This window comes from Streptomyces sp. NRRL B-24484 (assembly GCF_000717715.1).
Classification (GTDB): Bacteria; Actinomycetota; Actinomycetes; order Streptomycetales; family Streptomycetaceae; genus Kitasatospora.
This window is the reverse complement of sequence record NZ_JOAI01000047.1, coordinates 1-25,225: the sequence shown is the minus strand read 5'-3', so window position 1 is coordinate 25,225 and position 25,225 is coordinate 1. Positions and strand designations below refer to the sequence as shown.

Here is a 25,225-nt window from a genome sequence, read left to right as displayed (position 1 = left end):
ACCGACAATGCGCAACCATTCGTCACTCTCGGCACTGAAGGTGGCGGCGGGTACGCCGGCGGGTCCGCGCTTGCATCCGGTACCCGGGTACGGGTTTACCGTCAAAGACGTCCCCGCTCGGGGGCCTGACGACGGGAGTGAGCGCGATGGGCGACGGGGAGTGGGTGCCGGTGTCGTGCACGCTGCCCAGCGAGGAGCGGCCGCTCCGGGCGGCGGAGTGGGACGGCCTGTTCGCCGGCCACCTGCAGCAGGCGTCCCGGACCGGGCCGCTGGGGCTGCGGCTGGAGCTCGACGCCGGCTGCGAGGCCCCGGTGCGCGACCTGGCGGAGCGGGAGGGCGGCTGCTGCTCGTTCTTCGCCTTCGCCGTCGCCGTGCGCCCGGAGGCCGTGCTGCTGGACGTCTCGGTGGACGCGGCGCACGCGGCCGTGCTGGACGCCGTCGAGGCGCGGGCCCGGGCCGTCGGGGGCCCCCGGTGACCGGGGGCCTGCGCTCCGGGCAGGTCGCCGACGCGGCCGGGGTGAACGTGCAGACGCTGCGCTACTACGAGCGGCGCGGCCTGCTCGCCGAGCCCGACCGTTCGCCGGGCGGGCACCGCCTCTACGGCGAGGAGGCGGTGACGGTGCTTCGGGTGGTCAAGGCGGCGCAGCGGCTCGGCTTCACCCTGGACGAGGTCGCCGAGCTGCTGGAGGCCGGCCGCCACCGGCACGGCCGCCCGGTGCCCGGCCTGCAGCAGCGCGCCGCGGCCAAGCTCGCCGAGGTCGACGCGAGGATCGCCGATCTGACCGTGATCCGCGGCGCGCTGCTCGCCGCCGTCGACGCCGGCTGCGACGACCTGCTCGCCTGCGCGGGCAGTGCCTGCTGCCCGATCCCCTTCACCGATCTCGCCGAGGAGAGGCACCGTGACCAACCCTGCTGCTGACCGCACCCCGCGCACCGTCGGGGTGCTGGCGGGCCTGGCCGGCCTGGCCTGTGCGGCCTGCTGTGTGCTGCCCGCGCTGATCGCCACCGGTGCGGTCGGCGCCGGTGCCGGGGCGGTGACCGGCCGGCTGCCCGCCCTCGCCGCCGCGCTGGCCGCGGGCGCGGCCGCCGCGTGGTGGCTGGGCCGGCGCCGGGGCGCCCGCGGGTGCGGCTCCCGGGGCTGCGGGGCCGGCGCTTGCGGGTGCGGGAACACCGCTGAGGCGGTGGAGATCGGCCCGCCGCCCCGCCGGTAGCGATGGCGGCAGCCGCGCACCGAGGGGCCGGGGAACGTGAGGGTGCCCGCCGGCGGGCGCTCGGGGGCGCGCCCGTCGGCGGGCGGTGCGCCGGACCGGCCGACCCGGGGAGGTGGCGGCCGGTCCGGCGGGTCTACGCGGCGGCGATCGCGGTCAGCACCGCGGTCCGGGCGGCCTTGGCGGCGGGGAGCGCCGCCGCGGCGAGCCCGGCCAGCGCCGACCCGGCGAGGACGACCCCGATCGTCGTCCACGGAACGGTGAGCGCGGTGACGCCGTACAGGGTGAGGACCCGCTGTCCGGCGACGCCCCAGGCGAGACCGAGGCCGAGGCCGAGCAGCGCGCCGTGCACGGCGATCAGCACGGACTCCAGCCGGACCATGCGGCGGACCTGGCGGCGGGAGGTCCCGACGGCACGCAGCAGCCCGATCTCCCGGGTGCGTTCGACGACCGAGAGGGCGAGGGTGTTGACCACGCCCAGGACGGCGATGACGATCGCCAGGGCGAGCAGGCCGTAGACCAGGTACAGCACGGTGTCGACCTGGCCGGTGACGGACTTCTTGTAGTCGGCCCGGCTCTGCACGGTGACCTGCGGGTAGCCGGCGAGCACGGTGTCCAGGGCGCTCTGCACCCGCTGCTGGTCGGCGCCGGGGGCGGTGTTGAGGTACAGGGTGAAGTCCTGCGCCTCCGGGGCGTACCGGGCGAGGGTCTCCAGGGAGACCTCCCAGCTGCCGCCGTCCTTGCCGGCGCCGGCCGGGGGCCTGCTGATCGCGCCGACGGTCAGGGTGCCGGTCGCCCCGTTGAGGAACTGCAGGTCGACGCGGGAGCCGACGGCCAGGTGGTCGGCGTCGGCGGTGGTCCGGTCGACCATCACCTCGCCGGCGGCGACGTCGGCGGTGGAGCCGGCCACGTACTGGGGCTTGACGGCCCGGTCGACGGCGGCGGTGTCGACGCCGGAGACGGCGATCTGGAAGCCGTTCAGGTGCGCGAGCGCGTACCGCTGCCGGGTCACGGCCACGACGCCGGGGACGGCCCTGACCCGGTCGGTGACCTCGTGGCCGATCGGGGTGGCGCCGTTGCCGGACAGCACGTAGTCGGCGCCGAAGGTGGCGTCCACGGCCCGGTCGACCGAGGTGGTGAGCGAGGCGGCGAGGACGGCGACCGCGCCGACCAGGGAGAGGCTGATCATCAGGGCTCCGGCGGTCGCGCCGGTGCGGCGCGGGTTGCGGACCGCGTTCAGCCGACCGAGTCGGCCCACCGTGCCGAACAGCGCGGGGTAGCACGCGCCGAGGCCGTGGACGACGACCCGGGACAGCGCCGGGCCGAGCACGACCAGGGCCAGCAGGGAGGCGAGGATGCCGCCGCCGAGCAGGGCCCCGGCCGTGACGATCGTGGTGTGGTGGGTGGCCGCGCCGTACAGCAGTCCGCCGCCCGCGACGAACAGGACGGCGCCGAGCGCGGTGCGCCGGCCGAGCTTCGGCGCGGGCGGGACGGCGGCCTCGCGCAGCGCGGCCATCGGGGAGATCCGGGCCGCGCGCCGGGCGGGGAGGTGGGCGGCGACGAGCGTGGCCACGACGCCGACGGCGTAGGCCGCGACCGGGGTCGGCGGGTCGATCACCAGGGCTGTGCCGGACAGGTCGACGCCGAAAGTCGAGATCAGCGCCCTGAGTCCGGCGGCGAGGCCGATGCCCGCACCCAGGCCAGCGGTGGAGCCGACGAGGCCGACCAGCAGCGCCTCGGTGAGCACCGACCGCAGCACCTGGCCGCGGCTCGCGCCGAGGGCGCGGAGCAGGCCGAGTTCGCGGGTCCGCTGGGCGACGAGCATGGCGAAGGTGTTGAGGATCAGGAAGATCCCGACCAGGACGGCCAGGCCCGCGAAGCCGAGCAGCGCGAGGGTGACGACGCTCAGGAAGGAGCTGATCTGCTGGGCCGCGGTGGCGGCCTGCTCCTCCTTGGTGGCGACCGAGTAGCCGTCGCCCAGCGCGGCCTTGATCGCCGCCTTGGCGGTGGCGCGGCCGGTGCCGGGCCCCGTGTCCACGATGATGCCGGTGAACCCGTCGGGCTTGCCGAGCAGCTGCTGCTGCGCGGTCGCGGTGTCGACGTAGGCCATGGTCACTCCGGGGTTGCCCGCCCGGTAGGTGACGATGCCGACGAGGGTGCCGGGCATCGAGCCGGCGGGGGTGAGGACGCGCAGGGCGTCGCCGAGGTGGAGGTCCTTGTGCCGGGCGCTGGCCCGGTCGAGGACGATCTCGCCGGCCCGGGTGGGGGCGCGGCCCTCCGCGAGGTGGACCTGCGGGTCGTCGTACCAGTTCTGGCCGAGGGTGGGGGCCCCGGTGGTGGGGCCGACCTGTTTGCCGTTCCGGTCGACGACGGTCAGGTCCTGCAGGGACACCTGGCCGTGGGCGGCCCGGACGCCGGGGAGGGCGGCGACCCGGGCCACCACGGCGGCGGGCAGGGTCGGGGTCTCGCCGGAGACGCCGCGGTCCTCGGCCTCGGGGGTGAACGCCTGCTTGGGCTTGACCGTCACGTCGGCCGCGGTCGAGCCGGCGATGCCGGCGAAGGCGACGTCGATGGTGTCGGAGAACACGAGGGTGCCGGAGACGAAGGCCACGCCGAGCAGGACGGCGAGGGTGGACAGCGCGGTGCGGCCCTTGTGGGCCAGGAAGGTGCGGAGGCTTGCCCTGATCATGCCGTCAGCTCCTGCGTCCGGCGCCGTCGAACCGGCGCATCCGGTCCAGGACGGAGTCGGCGGTCGGTGCGGTGAGCTCGTCGACGATCCGGCCGTCGGCGAGGAACAGCACGCGGTCGGCGTGGGCGGCGGCGACCGGGTCGTGGGTGACCATGACGATCGTCCGGCCGAGGTCGTCCACCGAGCTGCGCAGGAAGCCGAGCACCTCGGCGCCGGCGCGGGAGTCGAGGTTGCCGGTCGGCTCGTCCGCGAAGACGATCTCCGGGCGGCTCGCGAGGGCCCGGGCGACCGCGACGCGCTGCTGCTGGCCGCCGGAGAGCTCGGCCGGCCGGTGCTTCAGCCGGGCGGCCAGGCCCACGGTGTCGATCACCCGCTCCAGCCAGGCGCCGTCCGGGGTGCGTCCGGCGATGTCCACGGGCAGGGTGATGTTCTCCAGCGCGGTGAGCGTGGGCAGCAGGTTGAACGCCTGGAAGACGAAGCCGATCTTGTCCCGGCGCAGCCGGGTGAGCTGCTTGTCCTTGAGGCCGGTGATCTCGGTGTCGCCGATGAGGACCTGCCCGCCGGTCGCGGTGTCGAGGCCGGCGAGGCAGTGCATGAGGGTGGACTTGCCGGAGCCGGACGGACCCATGATCGCGACGAACTCGCCACCGCGGACGGCCACGTCGACGGCGTCCAGGGCGACCACCCGGGTCTCGCCCGTGCCGTAGGCCTTGGTCAGGGACGTGGCGCGGGCCGCGACCGTCTCGTGCGGGCCGGTGACCGCGGTTGCTGTGCTCACGCACGTCCTCCAGGATCGGGGCACCCGCGCCCGGTCGGGCGGGCGGGCATGGCAGACTTCCGGCAGCGACTTCTACCGGAACGTAGAAGTTCTACGATCAGGTAGAAGTTCTACGTCGACGTAGAAGATAGCGCAGGAGGTGGACCGGTTCCGTGGGCATGCACCCGACCGCACCCGAGGGGCGGGGCAAGGGCGAGCTGGAGGCCGCGATCCTGGCCGTGCTGCACGGCGCGGCCCCCGACGCACTGACCCCCGGCGAGGTGCTCGAACGGCTCGGCGACGCACGGCTCGCCTACACCACCGTGGTCACCGCCCTGACCCGGCTGTACGGCAAGGACGTGCTGCGGCGCGCCAAGCGCGGCCGGGCCTTCGCCTACTCCCCCGTCGCCGACGAGTCCGGGCTCGCCGCCCGCCGGATGAGCGGCGTGCTGGCCGGGCGCGCGGACCGGGCGGCCGTCCTCGCCCACTTCGTCGACGAGCTCTCGGACGCCGACGAGGAGCTGCTCCGCCGGCTGCTGGACCCGGGGAAGTAGGCCCGGCCCCGATGCGCGTCGCCGTCTACCTGCCACTGGTGCTCCCGCTGCTGGCCGCGGTCCTCGCCCGGCCGCTGGGCGAGCGGCTGCCGCCGCGGCAGGCCACCTGGCTGCTGACCGCCGGCTCCCTCGTCCTGGCCGCCGCGAGCACCGCCGTGCTCGGCATGCTCGCGGCCACCGGGCTGATCCGGATCCCGCTGCTCGCCCGGCTCGCCGACGGGCACTGGTCGGCGCACGCCGCCCAGCAGCACGACCCCACCTCGCTGTCGGTCGCCGTCCTCGCGGGCACGCTGCTGGTCGGCGTCACCGCCCTGGCCGGCCGCATGCTCGTCCGGAGGGCCCGCACCCTCGCCCGGTCGATGTCGGAGGCCGCCTGCCTGCCCGGGCGGGACCAGCTGGTCGTGGTCGACGACCCCGCCGCCGAGGCCTACGCCGTCCCGGGGAACCCCGGCCGGATCGTCGTCTCCACGGGCATGCTGGCGGCCCTCGAACCCGCGGAGCACGAGGTGCTGCTCGCCCACGAGCGCGCCCACCTGGACCACCGGCACTACCTGTTCGTCGCCCTCGCCCAGCTCGGGGCCGCCGCCAACCCTCTGCTGCGGCCGCTCGCCACCACCGTCGGCTACACCGTGGAACGCTGGGCCGACGAGGTCGCGGCCGGCGTCTCGGGCGACCGGCACCGGGTCGCCCGCACCATCGGCAAGGCGGCCATCGCCGCCCGCCGCACCCGTGGCCGGTCCTGGATCCCGGCCGCCGCGCTGGGCGTCCTCGGGCGGCTCCGGCCGGGTACGCTCCGCCCGGGCACCCCGCGGCCGCACCTGCGCCGGCCCGCCTTCCTGCGGGCGGACGGGCCCGGCCCGGTGCCCCGCCGGGTCGCCGCGCTGCTGGCCCCCGCGCCGCGCCGACGCGCCTGGACGGCCGCCGCCTTCGCCGGGCTGGCCCTGACCACCGCACTGTGCGCGGCCGAGGCCGCACACGACCTGGAGACCCTGCTGGAACTGGCCAAGCACGCGGCTGCGCACCACTGAGGGCCGTACCGCCGCAGGGCCGCGCCGCCCGCGCGGTGGGCGGTCAGCCGGTCGGTGCCGGCGGGGCGTCCAGGATGCCCAGCAGGATGCGGACCAGCTCGGCGACGACCTGGTCGAGGGTCGCGTCCACCCAGCCCTCGGCCCAGTCGTGCAGCAGCCCGTTCACCCCGCCGATGAACGCGGCGGCGGCCACCCGGTAGTCGCGCGGCACCGCCTCCCCGCGGGCCACGGCCGACGCCGCCTCCGCGCACAGCAGGTCGACCCAGCGGGAGCGGCGGGCCAGCCGCTGCTGCTCCAGCCGCGGGCTGACGCCGATGATCTCGACGAAGGTGATCCGCAGCCGGCGCCGGTCGGCGGTGACGTGCGCCGCGTAGGCGCCGAAGACGGCCGCGGCACGATCGGCGACGGGCAGCCCCCCGGCCTCGGCGAGGGCCGCCAGCGCGGCCTGCTCGGCCCAGTCGTTGACCTGGAGGTGGAGGTCGGCGAGCACGTCCTCCAGGGTGCGGAACTCCTCGTAGAACTGACGGCTCGACAGCCCGGCCGCCTCGCACAGCGCGGCGACCGTGGTGGAGCGGTAGCCCGGCGCGTCGCCGAAGAGCTGCAGCGCAGCGGTCAGGAAGCGCCCGCGGCGCTCGGCCTGCCGGTCCTCCGCGGACCGGCCCGCGTACCGACCGGTCGGCTGCCTCAGCCTGCCTGTCACCGCACCCCCCGTAGTCGACGGACCCTCATTTTCCCGCGTCCGCCGTCTTGTCGGGACACCGACGCGTCGTTACTTTCAAGTAGAAAATCTGAATGTGCTCGTTTTCAGATCCTCCCTGGACCACCAGCCGGAAGGAACGACGATGCCCCGACCCGCCCACCGCTCCCCCGCGCGCCGCACGCCACGGCGGCGCGCCGCGCTGCGCCGCGCCCTGCTCGCCACCTGCGCCGCACTGGCCCTGACCGCCGGGGCGGCGAGCGCCGGCGCCACCCCGCTGCCGGCCGCGGCCGCGGTCTCGGCCCGGGCGGACGGGCTGCGCGAGGTGCTCTTCGTCGGCAACAACTGGGACGGCACCGCGGACGTGGTGGAGTCCACCGGCGCCCTCGCCCGGATCGGGCGCATCGACGTCGTCCCGGACAAGGCGCAGCGGCTCGCCGAGATCTACCTCAACCCGGTGAAGCTGGCGTACTTCCTCGGGGTGCGGCTTGGCCCGGGCGAGGGGCACGACCAGTTCGTCGACGACATGTACTCGACGCCGGACGGCTCTGCCGTGGTGGTCTCCCGGCCGAGCTTCGCCGACGTGGTCTCCATCGACCTGGCCACCGGACGGATCAACTGGCGCTTCCCGGTGGCGGGTTACCGATCCGATCACATGGCCGTCTCGCCGGACGGCACCCGGGTCGCGGTCTCCGCCTCCACCGCCGACATCGTGCACGTGCTGGACATCCGGACGGGCCGGCAGCTCGGCTCCTTCGCCACCGGCGACAAGCCGCACGAGAACGTCTTCACCGACGGCGGCACCCGGATCTGGAACATGGCGATCGGCGAGGTCACCACCGCGCTCGACGCGCCGTGGCTCGACTGGACGAAGGGCGACCGGCGGATCACCGTGGTCGACGCGCAGACCTTCCGCCAGGTGAAGGTCATCGACATGCGGCAGCGGCTGGACGCGATCGGCCGCCAGGACCTCTCCGACGCCGTCCGCCCGGTGGCGTTCAGCCCCGACGGCTCGACGCTCTACTTCCAGGTGTCGTTCTTCAACGGCGTGCTGGAGTACGACGTCGCCGCCGACCGGATCACCCGGGTCGCCGACCTGCCCGGGAACCCGGCGACGAATCCGGACCGCACCACCTGGGTCAACGACTCGCGGCACCACGGGCTGGCCATGAGTCCCGACGGCGCGCACCTGTGCGTCGCGGGGACGATGGACGACTACGCCACGGTCGTCGACCGGGCCACGCTGAAGGAGGGCCCGCTGGTCCCCGCGTCCAAGCCGTACTGGGCGACGGTCAGCGGGGACGGCGCCTCCTGCGTGATCTCGGAGAGCGGGGCCGACCGGATCACCGCGATCGACTTCGCCACCGGCCGGAAGGTCGCCTCGACACCGGTCGGCGACCACCCCCAGCGGGTCCGGCTCGGACACGTCGCCGCCGACTGGACCTCTCCGCCGGCACCCTGACGTCCGATCAGTGGGCCGGCGCGTCGCGGGGAAGGGCGCGGTGGGCCCGCCAGGCGTCCAGCGCCTCGGTGCGGGTGCCGGCGGGGTGCTCGGCGTGCCAGCTCCGCAGGAAGCGGTTGAACTCGAACTGGGCGCCGACCTCCTGCGGCCGGGCCGCCTCGGCGCGGGTCGCGTGCCAGTGGCGGACGGCGTCGGCGAGGGTGCGGCCGGCGTTCTCCGCGACGAAGGCCCGCATGTGCGCGTCGAAGTGGAAGGACGGCCCGATCTGCTCGGTGAACCAGGCGCGCAGCACCTGGCTGCAGCGCTGGCCGGCGGGGATCACGGTGTCCCCGTCGACCGGCGCGGCGAGCTGCCGCACCGCGCGGGAGGGACGCGGCGGCGGGGCCTCCGGCAGCGGCCCGCCGTCCAGCGCGGCGGCCAGCCGGGCGGTCAGCGCCGCCTTCCCGCCACCCCGGCGGACACCCATCTCCCGGGCCAGTCCGCCGAGTTCGTCCAGCGTCCAGTACCACCGCAGCAGCTCGGCACCGCTCAACGCCGTCGTCAGCCGCGGTCTCGCCTCGTGCACACCGGTCATGCCGCCCCCGTCCCCGCCCATCCGGCCATTCTGCCCGCCACCTGCGACAACCCGAGACCGGGGGTCGGCGCCACGCTCGGCGCAGCAGGAAGGACACCCCGGGACGGCGGACCCGGCACAGCCCGCGGCGAGCCCACCCGGAAGAACGCCGGACGGATCCGCCCCGCAGAGGACGCGCGTTCCGGCCGCCGTCCGTGCACCGCGCGCAGCCCGACCCGACCCGGCACGGACGCCCGGTTGCCGCACAGGCGGACCGCAGCGGCCCGCCACCGCGGGTCAGCGAGTCGTGTTCGGCCACGACACGGCGGCCCTGTCTGCAGCATCGGCACGCGAAGTATCGGGGGGACTCTCGCAGCCCGGCCCGCAGTGGCGCCGGAGGGACGGGCGGGCGCGGGTCAGGCGTGCGGGTGGGTGGGGCCGCCGGCGGTGCGGGGGGTGCCGAGTGGGGCAAGGGTGCCGGCGGCGGCCATGGAGTCGGCGAGGAGGGCGGCCGTGCGGCTGGCCTCGTAGAGCTGTTCGCGGGCGTCCCGGGCGGTGCGGATGACGTCGTAGGCGTCGGCGCCCGCGGGGTCGGGGGCGATCCGGCCGGCGGCCTGCTCGCTGCCGAGGAAGGCTTCGAGCCGGTCGAGGAGCTCGGGCAGCCGGGCGGTGAGGCCGGCCAGGGCGCCGACGGCCTCCGCGGCCTCGGTGGTGTGCAGCAGGCCGGGGCCGCCGCCACGGTGCGGGGCGTCGGCGGCCACGCGGAGCAGTTCGGCGGCTTCGGCGGCGAGTTCGGCGACGGACAGGTGCTGCGGGACGGTCGGGTTCATCGGTGGCCCTCCTCCGGGCGGCTGACGGTGCGTCGGCGGGCCGGGCCGCCACGGCGGCCGGTCCCGGGGAGTGCGTCTGCCCGCCCGGCGCGCCGCCACACGGTCGGCGGCCGGTCGGATCGGACGGGCCGTCAGCCCTTGCGGGCCACGTAGTAGAGGTTGAGCGGGTCGCCGTCGACGGACCGCACCTCGACCTCGTCGAAGCCGGCCTCGCCGAGCATCCGGCGGGCGGTCTGCTCGCCCCACACGGTGCCGAGTCCGGCACCGCCGGTGCTGAGCGAGGTGGTCATGCAGTAGAAGACCGAGAAGCAGTAGAGCGCCGGGCCGAAGGGGTGGCCGACGTTCTCCTCCAGTCGGCTGGAGGCGGCGATGTCGCCCATCAGGAAGATGCCGCCGGGACGCAGCGCGGCGGCGATCGCGGCGAGGGTGGCCGCCGGTTCGGCGAGGTCGTGGATGACGTCGAAGGCGGTGATCAGGTCGTACTCGCCCGCGATGCCGGTGGAGTCGCCGACGGCGAGGGCCACGTTAGCCAGGCCGCGCCGTTCGGCCTGGGAGCGGCCGACGGCGATGCCCTCCTCGGACTGGTCGAGGCCGTGGAAGCGGCTCTCGGGGAAGGCCGCGGCCAGCACCACGGGCGCGCGGCCCTGGCCGGTGCCGACGTCGAGGGCGTCGATGCCGGTCCGCAGCCGGTCCGTCAGGCCGGGGACGAGGGGCACGATGGTGTCCACCAGGGCCAGGTCGTAGACCCGGGCGCTCTCCTCTGCCTGCAGTGCCTGGAACCGGGGGTAGGCGGAGTAGGGGACGCCGCCGCCGTGCCGGAACGCGCCGAGGACCTGCTGTTCGACCTCGCCCATCAGTCCGACGTACTGCATGATGCCGGCCAGGTTGTCCGGCCCGGCGGCCGCGGTGAGCGAGGCGGCGTGCTCGGGCGGCAGCCGGTAGGTGCCGTCGGCCGGGTCGTACTCGACGATGCCGCCGACCACCATGCCGCCGAGCCATTCGCGGACGTAGCGTTCGTCGAGTGCGGTGCGGGCGGCGAGGTCGGTGCTGGTGGCGGGCGGCGAGCCGGCCATCGCGTCGAACAGGCCGGCCTGGTGGCCGACGCTCGTCATCAGGGCGAGGGCGGCGCCGTTGAGGACGTCGACCATCCGGCCCGCGAAGGCCTCGGTCTTCGCCTGGTCGAGTTCCCCGTTGCCGTTCTCCGGATTCGCCATCGGGCACCTCCTGCTGCCGGGGCGGCGGGGCCGAGCAGTGCCGCACCTCCAACGTACGCTCGGCCGGCCACGGCGGCTCTCCGCCCCGGACCGGCCGTCATACCGCAACGGCCGCCCTTGACTCCGGCGAAACGGGCACCGTACGGTCGGGGGCGATCCGACCGGAAACTTCTCCGAAACTTTTCGTCGCAGCTCGCAGCACCAGCCGCGCAGCACCCTTCACAGCACCCCCTCGCGGAACGCTCCTCGTCGCTCCCGCCCGTCCGAGCCCTCGGAGGCACCCATGGCCACGCCCGGGGACCCGGCCGCGCCGCAGTACCAGGACGCCCGCAACCCCGTCCTGCCCGGCTTCCACCCGGACCCGTCGGTCTGCCGGGTCGGCGAGGACTACTACCTGGCCACCTCCTCGTTCGAGTACTTCCCGGGCCTGCCGCTGTTCCACAGCCGGGACCTGGTGCACTGGCGGCCGATCGGGCACGCCGTGGACCGGCCGGAGCAGCTGGCCCTGGACGGCGTCCGGCCGTCCGGCGGTCTCTACGCAGCCTCGCTGCACCACGCCCGCGGGCGCTTCCACCTGGTGTGCACCCTGGTCGACGGCCCGGGGCAGGACGGCACCTTCCTGCTCACCGCCGACGACCCGGCCGGCCGCTGGTCGGACCCGGTCTGGCTGCCCGCGGCACCCGGCTTCGACCCGTCGCTCTTCTTCGACGAGGACGGCTCCGCCCACCTGCTCGGCGCCCGGCCGACCGACGACGAGGGCCGGACGGAGATCTGGCTGCGCGGCATCGACCTCGACCGGGGCCTCCTCACCGGTGAGGAGCACGTGCTCTTCCGCGGCGCCCTGGTGGACGCCCGCTGGGCCGAGGGCCCGCACCTGTACCGGCACGGCGACCACTACCTGCTGGTGGTGGCGGAGGGCGGCACCGAACACGACCACGCCGTCACCGTCGCCCGCAGCCGCCGGCTCACCGGGCCGTACCGGAACAACCCCCGCAACCCGGTGCTGACCCACCGCCACCTCGGCCTCGGCCACCCCGTCACCGGCGCCGGGCACGCCGACCTGGTCCGCACGCCGGCCGGCGACTGGTACGCCCTGCTGCTGGCCTCCCGGCCGTACGGCGGCGGCGGGCACGCCAACCTGGGTCGGGAGACCTTCGTCGCCCGGGTCGCCTGGGAGGACGGCTGGCCGGTGGTCAACCCCGGCAGCGGGCGGCTGGAGGAGACCACCCGGATCGCACTGCCGCCGCACCCCTGGCCGGAGCCCGGCCCGGTCGACCACTTCGACGCGGCCGAGCTGGGCCCGCGGTGGAGCCTGCTGCGGACCCCGCGCACGGTCTTCCACAGCCTCCGGGAACGCCCCGGCCACCTGCGGCTGCAGCTGCTGCCGCAGACCCTCGCCGAGCGGGCGACGCCGAGCTTCGTCGGCCGCCGCCAGCAGCACGCGGACTTCACGGCCGAGGCGGCGCTCGACTTCGCCCCGGCCGCGCCCGGCGAGCAGGCGGGCCTGGTGGCGTACTACGACCCGGACCACCACGTCCGGCTGCTGGTGGACGGCGACGGCGCGGGCGGCCGGGTCGTCCGGCTGACCGTGCGGGACGGCGGCCGGGACACCGTCCGGGCCGAACTGCCGCTCGCCGCCGGCCCGCTGGTGCTGGGCGTGACCGCCCGCGGCCAGCAGTACGCCTTCCGCTGCGGCCGGGCCGACGGGCCGGCCGCCGAGCTCGGCACGGTGGACGGCCGCATCCTCAGCAGCCGGCACGCGGGCGGCTTCACCGGCTGCCACCTCGGCCTGTACGCCACCGCGCCGCACCCGACCGCCACCCGGGCGGACTTCGACTGGTTCCGCTACGTCGCGGACTGACCGTCGCCGCCGCCGCACGCCGCGGCGAAGGCGGCCAGGTCGGCGGCGGTGCGCACGGGGTCGTCCCACTGGACGACGTGGCCCGAGCCCTCGTGGACGAGCAGCGCGGCGTGCGGCAGGGCGGCCGCCAACCGCTCCTGGTCGGCCCGCGGCAGGACGGTGTCCCGGTCGCCCCGGATCAGCAGGGCGGGCGCGGCGATCCGGTCGAGGCCGTCGAGGCGGGTCTCGCCGAACAGCCCCTCGACGGTGGCGCGCCACACCCGCGCCGGGACGCGCAGGCCCTCCTGCACCATCAGTTCGGCGAAGTCCGGCGGCAGCGGCCTGGCGACGACCGACTCCACCATCGCGCGGACGGCCGCCGGGTCCAGCGGGTCGGTCATCCGCGCGACGGCCTCCCGGAAGGCGGCGGCCTCCGGCTTGTCGACGAGCAGGGCGGGCGAGCCGAGGAGGACCAGGCCGCGGACCCGCTCGGGGCGGTCGGCAGCGAACCGGCGGACGGTGAAGCCCGCGCTGGACGCGCCGACGAGCACGGCCCGGCCGATGCCCAGCAGGTCCAGGAAGGCACCGAGGTCGGCCGCGAAGTCCGCCGGCCGGTAGCCCTCCGGCGGGCTGTCGGCCCCGCCGTGCCCGCGCTGGCTGGGGGCGAGCACGTGCAGCGCCGGGGGCAGCGCGGCCATCAGCGGCCCGAAGGCGCGCCAGGAGTCGCCGACGGCGTGCAGCAGGACGACCGGCGGTCCGGCGGGATCGCCCTGCTCGGCGTACGGGAGGGCCGGCCCGCCCGGCAGGCGCGCGACCCGGACGGCCGGTTGCTCCATGCGGCACCTCCCCGCAGCGGCACCCTCACTCGGTGGTCCCGCGCCGGAGCGGGCGGCGCAGCGCCCGCGGCGGGACGCACCGGGGTCAGCCCGGCCGGTGGCGCAGGATCCGGTCGTCCCCCGGGCGGGGGTCGCCGCGCCCGTCGGTGTTGCTGGTGGTGACGAGCAGGCTGCCGTCCGGCTCGGCGACCACCGTCCGCAGCCGCCCGGCGGTGTGGTCGAGGACGGCGGTGGGGGTGCCGGCCGTGCCGTCGCCGTTCAGCGGGATCCGCCACAGGCGCTGGCCGCGCAGCCCGGCCATCCAGATCGCGCCGTCCGCGAAGGCGATGCCGCTCGGCGAGGCGTCGGCCGGACGCCACTGGACCACCGGGTCGGTGTATCCGGCCCGGCCGGCCTTGCCCTCGACGACCGGCCAGCCGTAGTTGGCGCCGGGCCGGATCAGGTTGAGTTCGTCCCAGGCGTCCTGGCCGAACTCGGAGGCCCAGAGCCGTCCCTGCGCGTCCCAGGCGAGGCCCTGCACGTTGCGGTGGCCCAGCGAGTAGACCGGGGAGCCGGGGAAGGGGTTGCCGGGCGCGGGCGCGCCGTCGGGGGTGATCCGGAGGATCTTGCCGCCGAGCGAGGTGCGGTCCTGCGCGAGGGCGGTGCGGCCGGTCTCGCCGGTGCCGACGTAGAGCATGCCGTCCGGGCCGAAGGCGATCCGGCCGCCGTTGTGGTTGTCGCCCTTGGGGATGCCCGAGAGCACGGCCCGGGGATCGGTCAGCCGGGCACCGGCCGGGCGGGCGGGGTCGTAGGCGAAGCTGACGATCCGGTTGTCGTCGTTGCCGGTGTAGTAGGCGTACAGCCGGCCGTTCGGGCCGAGGGCCAGGCCGAGCAGTCCGCCCTCGACGAAGGCGTCCACGCCCGGGACGGTCCCGACGTCGGCGCGTTCGCCCGTCCTCGGGTCGATGCGCAGGATCCGCCCGGTGTCCCGGGATCCGACCAGCAGGGCGCCGTCCGGCATCCGGGCGACGCCCCAGGGGGTGTTCAGGCGGTCGGCGACCGTGGCGGCGTCCGCACTGCCCGATGCACTGCCCGATGCGCCGGCCGTGGCAGCGGTGCCCGCCGGGGCGGACGAGCCGCAGCCGGCGAGGGCCGCGGCGAGGACGGGCAGCAGGGCCAGCGCCGTCGCGGTGCGGGATTTCACACGGGCCTCCCGGCGGGGCATCGGCCGCCCGGCCCGCGCCGGGCAGCACTCCAGCTCACCACACCCGGGCCGTCGCTTCCTGCGTTCCGCCGATCGGCACCGCATGGCACCACATGACACCTCCTGGCACTGTATGACGCCACCAGGCGCCACCCTGGCACTGCAACAGGGGCAGGTCCACCCCACGACACCACCGGCACTCACCCGCCCCGCCGATATATCCGCAGGTCAGGCGGCATGCGCTGCCATGGACGCCACGCATGGCGCCACAAGGGCTTGCGCATGGCACCACAGTGGTGCCATCATGACGTCATGGACCTCACTCCGTATGTCGACACCCTGCGGCGCGAACTCGCGGTGGCCGCCGAGGCCGGCGGCGACGAAGCCCGCGAGCTGGCCGAGCGCCTCACCGCACCGCTGGAGTCGGCGACCCGCCTGACGATGCTCAACGTGCTCTCCGCCGCGATGGACGAGATCACCCGCGAGCTCGCCCCCGGCTCGGTCGACGTACGGCTGCGCGGGCTGGACCCGGACTTCGTGGTGACGCTGCCGCCGACCGGCAGCGGCCCCGCGCAGGCGGCCGCCGCCGCGCCCGTCGAACCGCTCGCGCCACAGTCGCCCGCCGACACCGATGAGGGCGGCACCGCCCGCGTCAACCTGCGACTGCCGGCGCACCTCAAGGCGCGCGCCGAGGAGGCCGCGGGCCGCCAGGGCCTGTCGGTCAACGCCTGGCTGGTCCGGGCCGTCTCGGCGGCGCTCGACGGCGGCACCGCACCGCGCACGACGGAGAAGGCCCGCAGCGTCGGACAGAGCTTCACCGGCTGGGTGCGCTGACCCGGGCAACCGCCCCGCACCCATCCGCACCACTTCACCCACACCGCTCCCCACCTGCGGGGACGCCCCGAAGAGCCACGAGGACGGGACAGCCATGCCTTCTTTCGACACCCCCGAACCGATTTCCGCCCACGCCCACGTGGCCGCCGGCTCCGTCCGGCTCACCGCGGGCGACCGCCCCGAGACGGTCGTCGAGGTGCTGCCCCTGGACCCGAAGAAGGACCGGGACGTGCGGGCCGCCGAGCAGACCGAGGTGTCCTTCGCCGGCGGTGTCCTCACCGTCCGGACGAAGCAGCGCACGCTGCTCGGCCCGACCGGCGCCGTCGACGTGACGGTCGACCTGCCCTCCGGCTCGCACGTCGAGGTGGCCGGCTCCTGGACACAGGTGTTCGGCGAGGGCCGGCTCGGCGAGGTCCGCGTCAAGACCTCCGCCGGCGACGTCCGCCTGGACACCACCGGGCCGCTCAGGCTGACGGCCTCGCACGGCTCGATCACCGTCGACCGGGTCGAGGGCCCGGCCGAGATCACCACCAGCTCGGGCAGCGTGCGCGTCGGCACCGTCGACGGCCCCGCCGTCCTGAAGAACTCGCACGGCACCACCACCGTCGGGACCGCCCTCGGCGAGCTGCGGGTGAGCGGCGCCAACGGCGACATCGACATCGCCCGGGCCGAGGGCCCGGTCACCGCCACCACCGCCCACGGCACCCTGCGGGTCGCCGAGGTCGCGAGCGGCAGCATCCAGCTGGAGACCGCGTACGGCGCCATCGAGGTCGGCATCCGCAAGGGCACCGCCGCCTGGCTGGACGTCAGCTCCGAGCGAGGCCAGGTGCGCAACTCGCTCGCCGACGCCACGCCGCCGGAGGAGGCCGAGGACACCGTCGAGGTCCGCGCCCGGACCCGCTGGGGCAACATCGACGTCCGCAGCGCCCGCGCCTGAGCCCACGCCGTACCACCGCCCCGCACGACCGCCCTGCACGACCGCCCCGACCCACCGTCACCCCAGCCTTCGAACGGGAGGGCTCCATGCCTTCATTTGTCATGCCCGCGCCCAGGACGGACGGTGATCCGCGGCCGCCCGCCGCCGTCACCGCCACCGGCCTGCGCAAGTCCTACGGCGGAAAGACCGTCCTCGACGGGATCGACCTGCACATCCCGGCCGGATCGGTGTTCGCCCTGCTCGGGCCGAACGGCGCCGGCAAGACCACCACCGTGCAGATCCTCTCCACCCTCGTCGCCGCCGACGGCGGCACGGCCCGGGTGGCGGGCCACGACGTCGCCGGCTCGCCCGCCGGCGTGCGCGCCGCGATCGGCGTCACCGGGCAGTTCGCCGCACTCGACAACCTGCTCACCGCCGAGGAGAACCTGCTCCTCATGGCCGACCTGCTGCGTCTCGGCCGACGCGAAGGGCGCGCCCGCACCAGGGAGTTGCTGGAGCGCTTCGACATCGCGGACGTCGCGCAGCAGCGCGCCGCCGCCTTCTCCGGCGGCATGCGGCGCCGGCTCGACCTCGCCATGACGCTGGTCGGCGACCCCCGGGTGATCTTCCTGGACGAGCCGACGACCGGGCTCGACCCGCGCAGCCGCCGCACCATGTGGGAGACGGTGCGCGCGCTGGTCGCGGGCGGCACCACCGTCTTCCTCACCACCCAGTACCTGGAGGAGGCCGACCAGCTGGCCGACCGGATCGCCGTGCTCGACGGCGGCCGGATCGTCGCCGAGGGCACCGCCGACGAGCTCAAGGCACGGATCCCCGGCAGCCACGTCCGGCTGCGCTTCACCGACCCCGCCGAGCACGCCCGTGCCTCCGCGGCCCTGCCCGGAGCGGCCCGGGACGACGAGGGCCTCGCCCTGCGGGTGGCCGGCGACGGCGGCATCGACGCCCTGCGCACCCTGCTCGACCGGCTCGACGCGGCGGGCATCCGGACGGCCGACCTGTCCGTGCACACCCCCGACCTGGACGACGTGTTCCTCGCCCTGACCGGCGGTCGCACCGCCGCCACCGCCACCGCCACCCCGCCCGACGCCGAGGAGACCCTGCGATGAGTTCGCTCGCCCACGCCGTGAACGACTCGGCGACCATGCTCCGGCGCAACCTGAAGCACGCGGTCCGCTATCCGGCCGTCGGGTTCGGCAGCGCCATGACGCCGATCCTGATGCTGCTGCTCTTCGTCTACGCCTTCGGCGACTCGATCGGCGCGGGCATGGGCGGCGGCCGGGACGCGTACCTGGACTACCTCACCCCCGGCATCGTGGTCATGGGGGTGGCGGCCGGCTCGATGTCCACCTCGATCGCGATCTGCTCGGACATGACCGAGGGCATCATCAACCGCTTCCGCACCATGGACATCACGCGGTCCTCGTTCATGACGGGCCACGTCCTCGGCAGCGTCGTCCAGACGATGGTCTGCGCCGTCCTGGTCGTCGGCGTGGCCCTCGCGCTGGGCTTCCGGTCCGCGGCGACCCCGCTGGAGTGGCTGGCCGCGGCGGGCCTCCTCACGGCGATCGTCTTCGCGGTGACCTGGCTGTCGGCGGCGCTCGGCCTGCTCTCCAAGACCGTCGAGTCCGCGAGCAACAAGCCGCTGCTGGTGCAGTTCCTGCCGTTCCTCGGCTCCGCGTTCGTGCCGGCCGACTCGATGTCGCCGGGTCTGCGCTGGTTCGCCGAGAACCAGCCGTTCACGCCGATGACCGAGACGCTCCGCGGTCTGCTCTCCGGTTCGGCGATCGGCAGCAGCGGCTGGATCGCGCTCGCCTGGTGCGCGGGGATCACCGTGATCGGCTACCTCTGGTCGCGCTCGCTGTTCAGCGGCGGCGTGCGGCGCTGACCGCCGGACGTGCGGACGGGCGGGGGCCGTTCGGCCCCCGCCCGCCGTCGTGCGCGGCTGCGGATCAGCAGCTCAGGTTGTTCCCCGGGACGGTGCCGAGGATCTGGGTGAAGCTCTGGTAGGCGTTGATCCGGCTCTGCACCTGGGCCGGGTTGCCGCCGTTGCACTCCAGGCTGCCGTTGATGCTGCGGATGGTCTCGCCGAAGCCGGCGCCGTTCACCATCGCGTTGTGCGGGGTCATGGTGCCGGGGCCGGACTGGGTGTTCCAGTACCAGAGGCCGGTCTTCCACGCGACGGCGGAGTCGGTCTGCACCAGGTTGGGGTTGTGCAGCAGGTCGATGCCGAGGGCGTCGCCGGCCGCCTTGTAGTTGAAGTTCCAGCTGAGCTGGATCGGGCCGCGGCCGTAGTAGGCGGCCTGGCCGGCCGGGCAGCCGTAGGACTGCGAGGAGTCGCAGTAGTGCGGGTAGTTGGCGGTGTTCTGTTCGACCACGTACACCAGGCCGCCGGTCTCGTGGCTGACGTTGGCGAGGAAGGCCGCGGCCTCCTGCTTCTTCACCGTGTCGCTGCCGGTGTTGGCGAACGCCGGGTAGGCGCTCAGCGCGGCCTTCAGGCCGGCGTAGGTGTAGAAGGAGTTCCGGTTCGGGAACATCTGGTTGAACTGCGCCTCGCTGACCGGGAATCCGCCCGGGTTCGAGGTCTGGGTCGGGGTCGGCGTGCTGCCGCCGCCGGAGCAGTTGTACGGCTCCCAGTACCAGGTGGAGATCGTCGGGTCGTAGCCCGGGTTGTCGTGGGTGGCGCGATACAGGTTGCCGTTCGAGTACTTGACGACCGTGCCGGTGGTGTAGGTGCGGCCGGCCACCCAGGCCGGGTAGTCGCAGCTGCCGCCGCCGGTCGGGGTCGGGGTGGAGCCGCCACCGCCGCCGCAGACGCCGTTGTCGGCCCAGACGCCGGAGGCGCCGCCGGGGGTCTCGTTCTGGGTCCACCACTTGGCGGTCCAGTTGTGGCCGCTGTAGGAGGCGGACATGCCCCCGGTGTAGACGGAGGAGGAGTTCCACGCCGAGGCACAGGTGCCGGCCGAGGCGGAGGTGGGAATGAGGACCGCGAGGCCTATCGCGGCGGCGCCGGCGGCGGCGGCCGCGATGAACCGGCGCTTGGCCGGGAGACGGTGCTTCACTGACACGTGATCACCCCTTGGTGCGGTGGGGGCCGCACGGGATCGAGGACGGAGGGGACCGCGCACGCGGGCCTGCGGACACCGTCGGAAGAAAGGGGTGCCGGGCCGCCGTTGCGGGGTTGACGAGGACTCAACCAAACTGGTCTATACCTGTCAAGAAGGCGTGCTGTAGGCAGGTTCAAGGGAACCCTAAGAAATCCTCAAGGCGCGCGGCGCGGCCCGCCGGGCCCTTCCGGACGGGGGCTCGCGGGCCGGCCGCGCCGGCCGGCTCAGGCCTTCCGGCGGCGCTCGCCGCGGGCGAGTCGGCGCAGCCCCGCGAACCGGCCGAGCCGGTCCAGCCGTTCGGCGTTGGCCATCGACGCCCGGTCGAGCTCCTCCATCAGGCGGCGCGAGCGGTGCTCCAGGGCGAGCTCGTCGAGCATCCGGTCGATCTCGGCGAGCACCGACCCGTACAGCTGCCAGGCCTCCGGGTCCTCCTGGACGTGGCGCAGCAGCTGGTGCGCCACGTTCTCGCGGACGGCCCAGGCGGCGGCGAGCTCGGCGGCGAGGCGGTCCTCGGCCTCCTCGGCGCTGCGGCTGACCTGGGTGGTGACCAGCACGGCGAAGCTCACCAGGGCGCCGCCGACGTGCTCCAGCAGCTCGCCCAGCGAGACGGTGACGTCGGAGGGGAAGAGCCGCTCGTCGCCGTTGCGGCGCTTGGCCAGGTCGGTGAGCGAGCGGGTGAGCACCCGGATGACGACCACGCAGATCTCCAGCGTGTCCAGGCCGGTGCGGAGCACGATCCGCGAGAGCAGGCCCTCGCTGACCCGCGGGTTGAGCCGCAGGCTGTCCTCGGCCTGGCGCAGCGCGGCGTCGACGTCGGCGATGGCCTGGTCCAGCCGACGGGCCTCGTGCAGCCGGGCGGCCGCCTGCTCGACCGGTGCCGGTCCGCCGAGCTCCTCGGCGATCTCCAGCAGCAGTTGGCGGGCGCGGCGGGCGAGGTCCTCGATGGACTCGCCGGCGGTGTCGACCCAGACCGGGGGCGCGAAGACGACGTTGAAGGCGAGTCCGACGCCGGCGCCGATCAGGGTCTCCAGGACGCGGTCCCAGGCCTGCGAGGCGAGCCGGGTGACGCCGAGCACCAGCATGGCGCTGATCGCGACCTCGTTGACGAACTCGTCGACCCGGACGAAGTGCCCGACCACCAGCGAGGCCAGGATGATCAGCCCCAGGCTCCACCAGGAGAGGCCGACCACGGCACTGAAGCCGATCGCGATCAGCACGCCGACGATCACCGAGTTGACCCGGCGGATGCTCGTCTTGAGCGTCGAGTACACGGTGACCTGGACGACCAGCAGCGCCGTCAGCGGCGCGGTGAGCGGGGCCGGCTCGGCGCTGAGCTGGACGGCGACGGCGTAGGCGAGCGTGGCGGCGACCGTCGCCCGCAGGTACAGGGCGACGGTCGGGTCCTTGATCCACCGTCGGACGGCACTCCTGGTCCGGGTCCACAGATCGCGCATCACTCCCTTGTACCCGTCGCACCGCCCCGCATCCGGACGGCGCGGCGCACCCCTCCGGGTGCCGTGGCCGGCGCCGCGGCACCCGGAGGGGCGGGAGGTGCTGCGCGCGGGTCAGGCCGAGACGAACCCGCGCACCTGTGCCAGCACCGTCAGGTCGGTCAGGAAGCCGATGTGGGTCTGGCAGGCGACCAGGGTGTTGGTGGCGCCGCCGACCGCGGTGCTGGTGTACGGGATGATCACGCCGTCGCAGGGCGAGTACCAGGTGCGGTACGCCGTGCTGCCGGGCGTCTCGTCACCGCTGTTGAGCGTGGCGAGGAAGGACGAGCCCGGGTACATCTCCTGGCAGGACGGGTAGACGATGCAGTTCGCGGCGTAGGTGGTGCCGTGGTTGGCGCCGGCCAGCGAGGCCCAGTGCGCGACCTTGGTGTGACCGCCGAGCTGCTTCACGTACCACCGGGTGACCAGCCCGCCCATCGAGTGGTTGACCAGGTCGACCTGGGTGGCACCGGTCTTCGCCCGCACCTGGTCGACGTAGGCCGCGAGCTGCGCGGCACTGGTCTGGTTCGACTGGTTCCAGTCGTACTCGAAGGTGTACAGCTCGGAGGAGCCGTAGCCGCCCGCCGTGAACACCGAGAGCGCGGTCGTCCAGTTGGACGCACTGCCGGTGTAGCCGTGCACGAAGATCACCGGGCGGTGGCCGGCCGCATGGGCCGCCCCGGACGGCACCACGAACGCGGTGACGGCCGCCAGGCACAGGAACAGGGAGCCGAGAATCCGGCGCATCCCTACCTCCAGGGTTTGGGTGGGGGAACCCTGACCGGACGTCAGGGCGGCCACAGTCTGGACAGCCCCGGCCCCGCCGCGAATCGGTGAAACCACCGGCGCCCGCAACCGGACGCGGCCTTGTGCACCTGCCCAGCCGCACCCCCGGGCCACTGGGCAGCCCGACAGCCTCCGCCTCACCGTCTGGACCGCACACGACCGTTCTGCTGCGCTGGGCCACGCACCGACCGACCGCCGGCCCGGAGAGGCAGCCCGTGCACGGACGCGAACCCGAACTCCGGGCGCTGGACGCCCTGCTCGCCCGCGCGCTCGCCCGGACGGGCGGCTGCCTGCTGCTCACCGGGCCGCCCGGCGCCGGCCGCACCGCCCTCGCGGCCCGTGCCGCCGAGGCGCCGGCGGCCGCCGGCGGGCGGGTGGTCGCCGCCCCCGGCCACCCGGCCGAGCGCGACCTGCCGTACGCGGCCCTCACCCTCCTCACCGCCGAGCTCGCCGGCACCGGAGCACCCGACCCGTCCCCGGGGACGCCACGGACCGACGGACGCCGGTCCGCCGCCGAACGCGCCGGGCACCTGCTCGACCTGCTGCAGCGGGCCGCCCGGGACCGCCCGCTGCTGCTGGTCGTCGACGACGTCCACCACTGGGACGCCCCCTCCCGCACCGTCCTCGGCCTGACCGCCCGCCGACTCGCCCCGCACGGCCCGGCCACCGCACTCCTCACGGCCGACACCCACCACCGCACCCCGGCCGACGACCTCGCGGGGCTGCCCCGACTCGACCTCGGACCACTGCCGGACGCAGCCGCCGCCGCACTCGCGCACGCCACCGCCCCCGGCCCGGTCGCCCCGGCCGTCCTCTCGGCGCTGCTGGCGGCCGCACACGGCCGGCCCGGCCAGGTCGCCGACCTGCTCGCCGTCCTCACCGCGGCGCAGCTCGCCGGTCGGGAGGAACTGCCCTCGCCGCTGCCCGCGACCCCGCTGCTCCGGCGCTACGCCGACCGGCTCGACCCGCTGCCGGCGGCGGAGCGGACCCACCTGCTCGCCCTGGCCCTCGCCGAGGAGGCCGCCGGGCTCTGGCCGGCCCGACCGCGGCTGCCGTCCGCGACGGAACCGGGATTCCTCCGGGCGGCCGCACGGGCCGGCATCGTCGACGGGCACCCCGACGGCCCCCGCTTCACCGACCCGTTCTGGCCGGCCGCGATCCGCCACCGGGCCACGACCTCCGACCACCGGGCGGCCCACCGCCGGCTCGCCCTCGCCACGGCGGCCGACGGCCCGCGGCTGGTGCACCTCTGGCACGCCGCCTCCACCGCGACGGCGCCCGCCCCCGCGGCCGCCGACGCCCTGGACGCCGCCGCCCGGACCGCCGGGGCCACCGCCCTGCCCGGCCAGCTCGCCGCCCTGCTCGGCCTCGCCGCCGTACTCGGCCCGCAGGCCGCCGCCGCCGCGGACCGGTACGCGCGCGCCGCCGAACAGGCCCGCCTCGCCGGCCGGACCGGCCTCGCCCGGCAGCTCCTCGACCGGGCCCGCCGCCTGCCGGCCGACGCCCGCACCACCGGCCGTGCCACCCGCACCGCCGGCATGATCGAACTCGCCGGGGGACCCGCCGGACAGGCCCGGGCCACTCTCTCCCTTGCCGCCGACCTCCTCGCCCCCGTCGACCCGGAGCTCGCCCTCGACGCCCGCCGGCACGCCGCCGAGGCCGCCTGGGCGGCCGGCGACCGGGCGGGCTGCCGCGCCGAGACCGCCGCCCTGCTGCCCGTCCCCGCCGGCCCGGAGGCCCCGGCCGTCCCCGCGGTGATGCTGCACAGCGCCCGCGGCGCCGCCGCCGCCTTCGACCTGCACTACAGCCGGGGCATCCCCGCACTGCGCCGCGCGGTCGCCGACGCCGCCCCCGGGTCCGGGGAGGGGACCGGGCCTGCGGCCCTGGCCCGGGCGCTCGCGGCGGCGGCCGTGCTCGGCGACGCCCCGGCCGCCCGCGACCTCGCCGGCCGGGCCGTCGCGCTGGCACGCGCCCGCGGCCACGAGGCCGGCCTCCCGCACCTGCTGCAGCGGTTGGCCTTCGCCGAGCTGTACGCGGGACTGCCCGAGCGGGCCGAACGGCACGCCCGGCAGGGCCTCGACCTGGCCGAACGGGTGGACGCACGCAACTCCGCGGCCCACCACCACGCGGTGCTGGCCCTCGCCGCCGCCGTCCGCGGGGACGCGGAGGACTGCACCCGGCACGCCGCCGAGGCGGACCGGACGGCCGGGGCGCACGGACTGGCCACCGCCGCGGCGGTCACCGCCTGGGCGCTCGCCCGCCGTGACGCCTCCGCGGACCGGCCCGACCGCGCGGCGGCCCGGCTGCTCGCCCTGGTCGCACCCGGGCCCGCCCAGGGGCACTTCGCGCTGCGGCTGCTGGCCGTCCCCTGCCTGGTCGAGGTGTGCGTCCGGGTCGGCCGCTGCGACGAGGCCCGTCCGGCGGTCCGGGAGTTCAGCGCCTGGGCGGCGGCCGGGGCGGGCCCGCACGCGAGGGCACTCGCACTGCGCTGCGCGGCACTGCTGGCCGAGGCGGAGGGCAGCGCCGCGGACGCCGTCCTGCGCCCGTACCGGGAGGCGCTCGCCCGGCACGCCGCGGCCGACTCCGTCCTGGAGCACGCCCGTACCTCACTGCTGCTCGGCAAGGCGCTGCGGCGCCGACGGCGCCCGGGACGGGCCCGCCACCATCTGCAGGAGGCACTGGACGGCTTCGAGCGGTGCGGGGCCCGGCCGTGGGCGGAGGAGGCCAGAGGTGAGCTGCGGGCCGCCGGGGCCGCGTCGGACCGGCCCGCGGACGGCGGCGCCACCCGGTGCCGGGACCTGACCGTCCTCACCGCCCAGCAGGCGCACATCGCCCGGCGGGCCGCCGACGGCGCCACCAACAACGAGATCGCCCGGCAGCTCTCGCTGAGCCCGCGTACGGTCGAGCACCACCTGCGGAACGTCTTCGCCGTCCTCGGCATCCGCTCCCGGACACAGCTCGGCCCCGTCCTCGCCGGCCGCCCGCTTCCCGGGTGCGGGGAGCGGGCCGTGCGGGGGTGCGGGGTGCCGGGTCCGGGATCACCGGTCCGGGCCGCGGAGGCCGTACGGACGGCCGGGGGCCCTACTTGCTCAGGCCGGCCTTCACGGAGCACACCGGCCAGGCACCCGGGCCCTGCGCCGCGAGGACCTTCTCCGCGACGGCGATCTGCTGCGCCTTGCTCGCCTGGTGCGCGTTGGCCGCGTACGCGTGGCCACCGAACGCG

At 75.7% G+C, this 25,225-nt stretch carries 23 protein-coding genes and 1 pseudogene; 12 read left to right on the top strand and 12 right to left on the bottom strand.

Going from position 1 to position 25,225, the window contains the following annotated elements:
* Nucleotides 1-146 precede the first annotated feature (146 nt).
* The 3 genes from IE98_RS0132925 to IE98_RS0132915 are packed head-to-tail and all read left to right on the top strand — an operon-like array spanning nt 147 to nt 1,211.
* On the top strand, nt 147-476 hold the full coding sequence (locus tag IE98_RS0132925; protein WP_030275393.1) for a hypothetical protein: 330 nt from the start codon (nt 147-149) through the stop codon (nt 474-476).
* Nucleotides 473-919 carry a MerR family transcriptional regulator gene (locus tag IE98_RS0132920; protein WP_030275391.1) on the top strand — a complete coding sequence of 149 codons (447 nt, stop codon included), beginning with the start codon at nt 473-475 and terminating at the stop codon, nt 917-919. The genes IE98_RS0132925 and IE98_RS0132920 overlap by 4 nt, the downstream gene beginning before the upstream one ends.
* Nucleotides 900-1,211: a hypothetical protein gene (locus IE98_RS0132915; RefSeq protein WP_030275390.1), complete on the top strand. Its 312-nt coding sequence runs from the start codon at nt 900-902 to the stop codon at nt 1,209-1,211. The genes IE98_RS0132920 and IE98_RS0132915 overlap by 20 nt, the downstream gene beginning before the upstream one ends.
* 133 nt (nt 1,212-1,344) lie before the next feature.
* Here the strand turns inward: IE98_RS0132915 and IE98_RS0132910 are convergent, their stop codons facing one another.
* Nucleotides 1,345-3,897: an ABC transporter permease gene (locus IE98_RS0132910; RefSeq protein WP_030275388.1), complete on the bottom strand. Its 2,553-nt coding sequence runs from the start codon at nt 3,895-3,897 to the stop codon at nt 1,345-1,347.
* A gap of 4 nt (nt 3,898-3,901) precedes the next feature.
* Nucleotides 3,902-4,675 carry an ABC transporter ATP-binding protein gene (locus tag IE98_RS0132905; protein ID WP_030275387.1) on the bottom strand — a complete coding sequence of 258 codons (774 nt, stop codon included), beginning with the start codon at nt 4,673-4,675 and terminating at the stop codon, nt 3,902-3,904.
* A 158-nt stretch (nt 4,676-4,833) separates the two neighbouring features.
* Between IE98_RS0132905 and IE98_RS0132900 the strand changes: the two genes are divergently transcribed.
* The gene (locus tag IE98_RS0132900; RefSeq protein ID WP_030275385.1) at nt 4,834-5,208 is read left to right on the top strand and encodes a BlaI/MecI/CopY family transcriptional regulator; all 375 of its coding nucleotides are present in this window, start codon (nt 4,834-4,836) and stop codon (nt 5,206-5,208) included.
* Nucleotides 5,209-5,219: 11 nt separating this feature from the next.
* On the top strand, nt 5,220-6,236 hold the full coding sequence (locus tag IE98_RS0132895; RefSeq protein WP_030275384.1) for a M56 family metallopeptidase: 1,017 nt from the start codon (nt 5,220-5,222) through the stop codon (nt 6,234-6,236).
* A gap of 43 nt (nt 6,237-6,279) precedes the next feature.
* On the opposite strand, the gene IE98_RS0132890 is transcribed toward IE98_RS0132895, so the two are convergent.
* Complete coding sequence (locus tag IE98_RS0132890; RefSeq protein ID WP_030275383.1) at nt 6,280-6,936, bottom strand: TetR/AcrR family transcriptional regulator; 657 nt, start codon at nt 6,934-6,936, stop codon at nt 6,280-6,282.
* Between the two features lie 142 nt (nt 6,937-7,078).
* On the opposite strand from IE98_RS0132890, the gene IE98_RS0132885 reads away from it, so the two are divergent.
* Complete coding sequence (locus IE98_RS0132885) at nt 7,079-8,395, top strand: YncE family protein (RefSeq protein WP_052391299.1); 1,317 nt, start codon at nt 7,079-7,081, stop codon at nt 8,393-8,395.
* A gap of 7 nt (nt 8,396-8,402) precedes the next feature.
* Here the strand turns inward: IE98_RS0132885 and IE98_RS0132880 are convergent, their stop codons facing one another.
* From IE98_RS0132880 to IE98_RS0132870, 3 genes are all read right to left on the bottom strand, one after another.
* On the bottom strand, nt 8,403-8,990 hold the full coding sequence (locus IE98_RS0132880; RefSeq protein ID WP_234443764.1) for a DUF6434 domain-containing protein: 588 nt from the start codon (nt 8,988-8,990) through the stop codon (nt 8,403-8,405).
* A gap of 374 nt (nt 8,991-9,364) precedes the next feature.
* Nucleotides 9,365-9,778 (bottom strand): hypothetical protein, encoded by a 414-nt coding sequence (locus IE98_RS0132875; protein ID WP_030275377.1) that lies wholly within the window; start codon nt 9,776-9,778, stop codon nt 9,365-9,367.
* Between the two features lie 131 nt (nt 9,779-9,909).
* Nucleotides 9,910-10,992, bottom strand: coding sequence for a class I SAM-dependent methyltransferase (locus tag IE98_RS0132870; RefSeq protein WP_030275376.1), 1,083 nt, complete (start codon nt 10,990-10,992; stop codon nt 9,910-9,912).
* Between the two features lie 283 nt (nt 10,993-11,275).
* On the opposite strand from IE98_RS0132870, the gene IE98_RS0132865 reads away from it, so the two are divergent.
* Nucleotides 11,276-12,853, top strand: a complete 1,578-nt coding sequence (locus IE98_RS0132865; protein ID WP_052391298.1) for a glycoside hydrolase family 43 protein — start codon at nt 11,276-11,278, stop codon at nt 12,851-12,853.
* On the opposite strand, the gene IE98_RS43470 is transcribed toward IE98_RS0132865, so the two are convergent.
* Together IE98_RS43470 and IE98_RS0132855 are read right to left on the bottom strand one after the other, a co-directional pair.
* The gene (locus IE98_RS43470) at nt 12,838-13,668 is read right to left on the bottom strand and encodes an alpha/beta fold hydrolase (RefSeq protein ID WP_052391297.1); all 831 of its coding nucleotides are present in this window, start codon (nt 13,666-13,668) and stop codon (nt 12,838-12,840) included. The two genes, IE98_RS0132865 and IE98_RS43470, sit on opposite strands and share 16 nt — an antisense overlap.
* Nucleotides 13,669-13,753: 85 nt before the next feature.
* On the bottom strand, nt 13,754-14,872 hold the full coding sequence (locus IE98_RS0132855) for a PQQ-dependent sugar dehydrogenase (protein WP_078661498.1): 1,119 nt from the start codon (nt 14,870-14,872) through the stop codon (nt 13,754-13,756).
* 291 nt (nt 14,873-15,163) lie between these two features.
* On the opposite strand from IE98_RS0132855, the gene IE98_RS0132850 reads away from it, so the two are divergent.
* From IE98_RS0132850 to IE98_RS0132835, 4 genes are all read left to right on the top strand, one after another.
* Nucleotides 15,164-15,685 carry a toxin-antitoxin system HicB family antitoxin gene (locus tag IE98_RS0132850; protein ID WP_030275369.1) on the top strand — a complete coding sequence of 174 codons (522 nt, stop codon included), beginning with the start codon at nt 15,164-15,166 and terminating at the stop codon, nt 15,683-15,685.
* Nucleotides 15,686-15,779: 94 nt separating this feature from the next.
* Entirely contained in the window at nt 15,780-16,622 is an 843-nt protein-coding gene (locus IE98_RS0132845) for a DUF4097 family beta strand repeat-containing protein (RefSeq protein ID WP_030275368.1), read from the top strand.
* Between the two features lie 86 nt (nt 16,623-16,708).
* Entirely contained in the window at nt 16,709-17,728 is a 1,020-nt protein-coding gene (locus tag IE98_RS0132840) for an ATP-binding cassette domain-containing protein (protein ID WP_030275366.1), read from the top strand.
* Nucleotides 17,725-18,507, top strand: a complete 783-nt coding sequence (locus tag IE98_RS0132835; protein WP_030275364.1) for an ABC transporter permease — start codon at nt 17,725-17,727, stop codon at nt 18,505-18,507. Before IE98_RS0132840 ends, IE98_RS0132835 begins: the two co-directional genes overlap by 4 nt.
* Before the next feature lie 64 nt (nt 18,508-18,571).
* Here the strand turns inward: IE98_RS0132835 and IE98_RS0132830 are convergent, their stop codons facing one another.
* From IE98_RS0132830 to IE98_RS0132820, 3 genes are all read right to left on the bottom strand, one after another.
* Entirely contained in the window at nt 18,572-19,681 is a 1,110-nt protein-coding gene (locus IE98_RS0132830; RefSeq protein ID WP_043175717.1) for a glycoside hydrolase family 19 protein, read from the bottom strand.
* A gap of 269 nt (nt 19,682-19,950) precedes the next feature.
* Nucleotides 19,951-21,180 carry an FUSC family protein gene (locus IE98_RS0132825; protein ID WP_030275360.1) on the bottom strand — a complete coding sequence of 410 codons (1,230 nt, stop codon included), beginning with the start codon at nt 21,178-21,180 and terminating at the stop codon, nt 19,951-19,953.
* 111 nt (nt 21,181-21,291) lie between these two features.
* Complete coding sequence (locus tag IE98_RS0132820; RefSeq protein WP_030275358.1) at nt 21,292-21,963, bottom strand: esterase/lipase family protein; 672 nt, start codon at nt 21,961-21,963, stop codon at nt 21,292-21,294.
* A gap of 86 nt (nt 21,964-22,049) precedes the next feature.
* Here IE98_RS0132820 and IE98_RS0132815 point away from each other — a divergent pair.
* Nucleotides 22,050-24,902, top strand: a pseudogene (locus IE98_RS0132815) (AAA family ATPase); the annotation flags it as partial.
* 181 nt (nt 24,903-25,083) lie between these two features.
* On the opposite strand, the gene IE98_RS51340 reads toward IE98_RS0132815, so the two are convergent.
* On the bottom strand, nt 25,084-25,225 hold a 142-nt coding region (locus tag IE98_RS51340; protein WP_234443770.1), incomplete at its 5' end, for a transglycosylase family protein.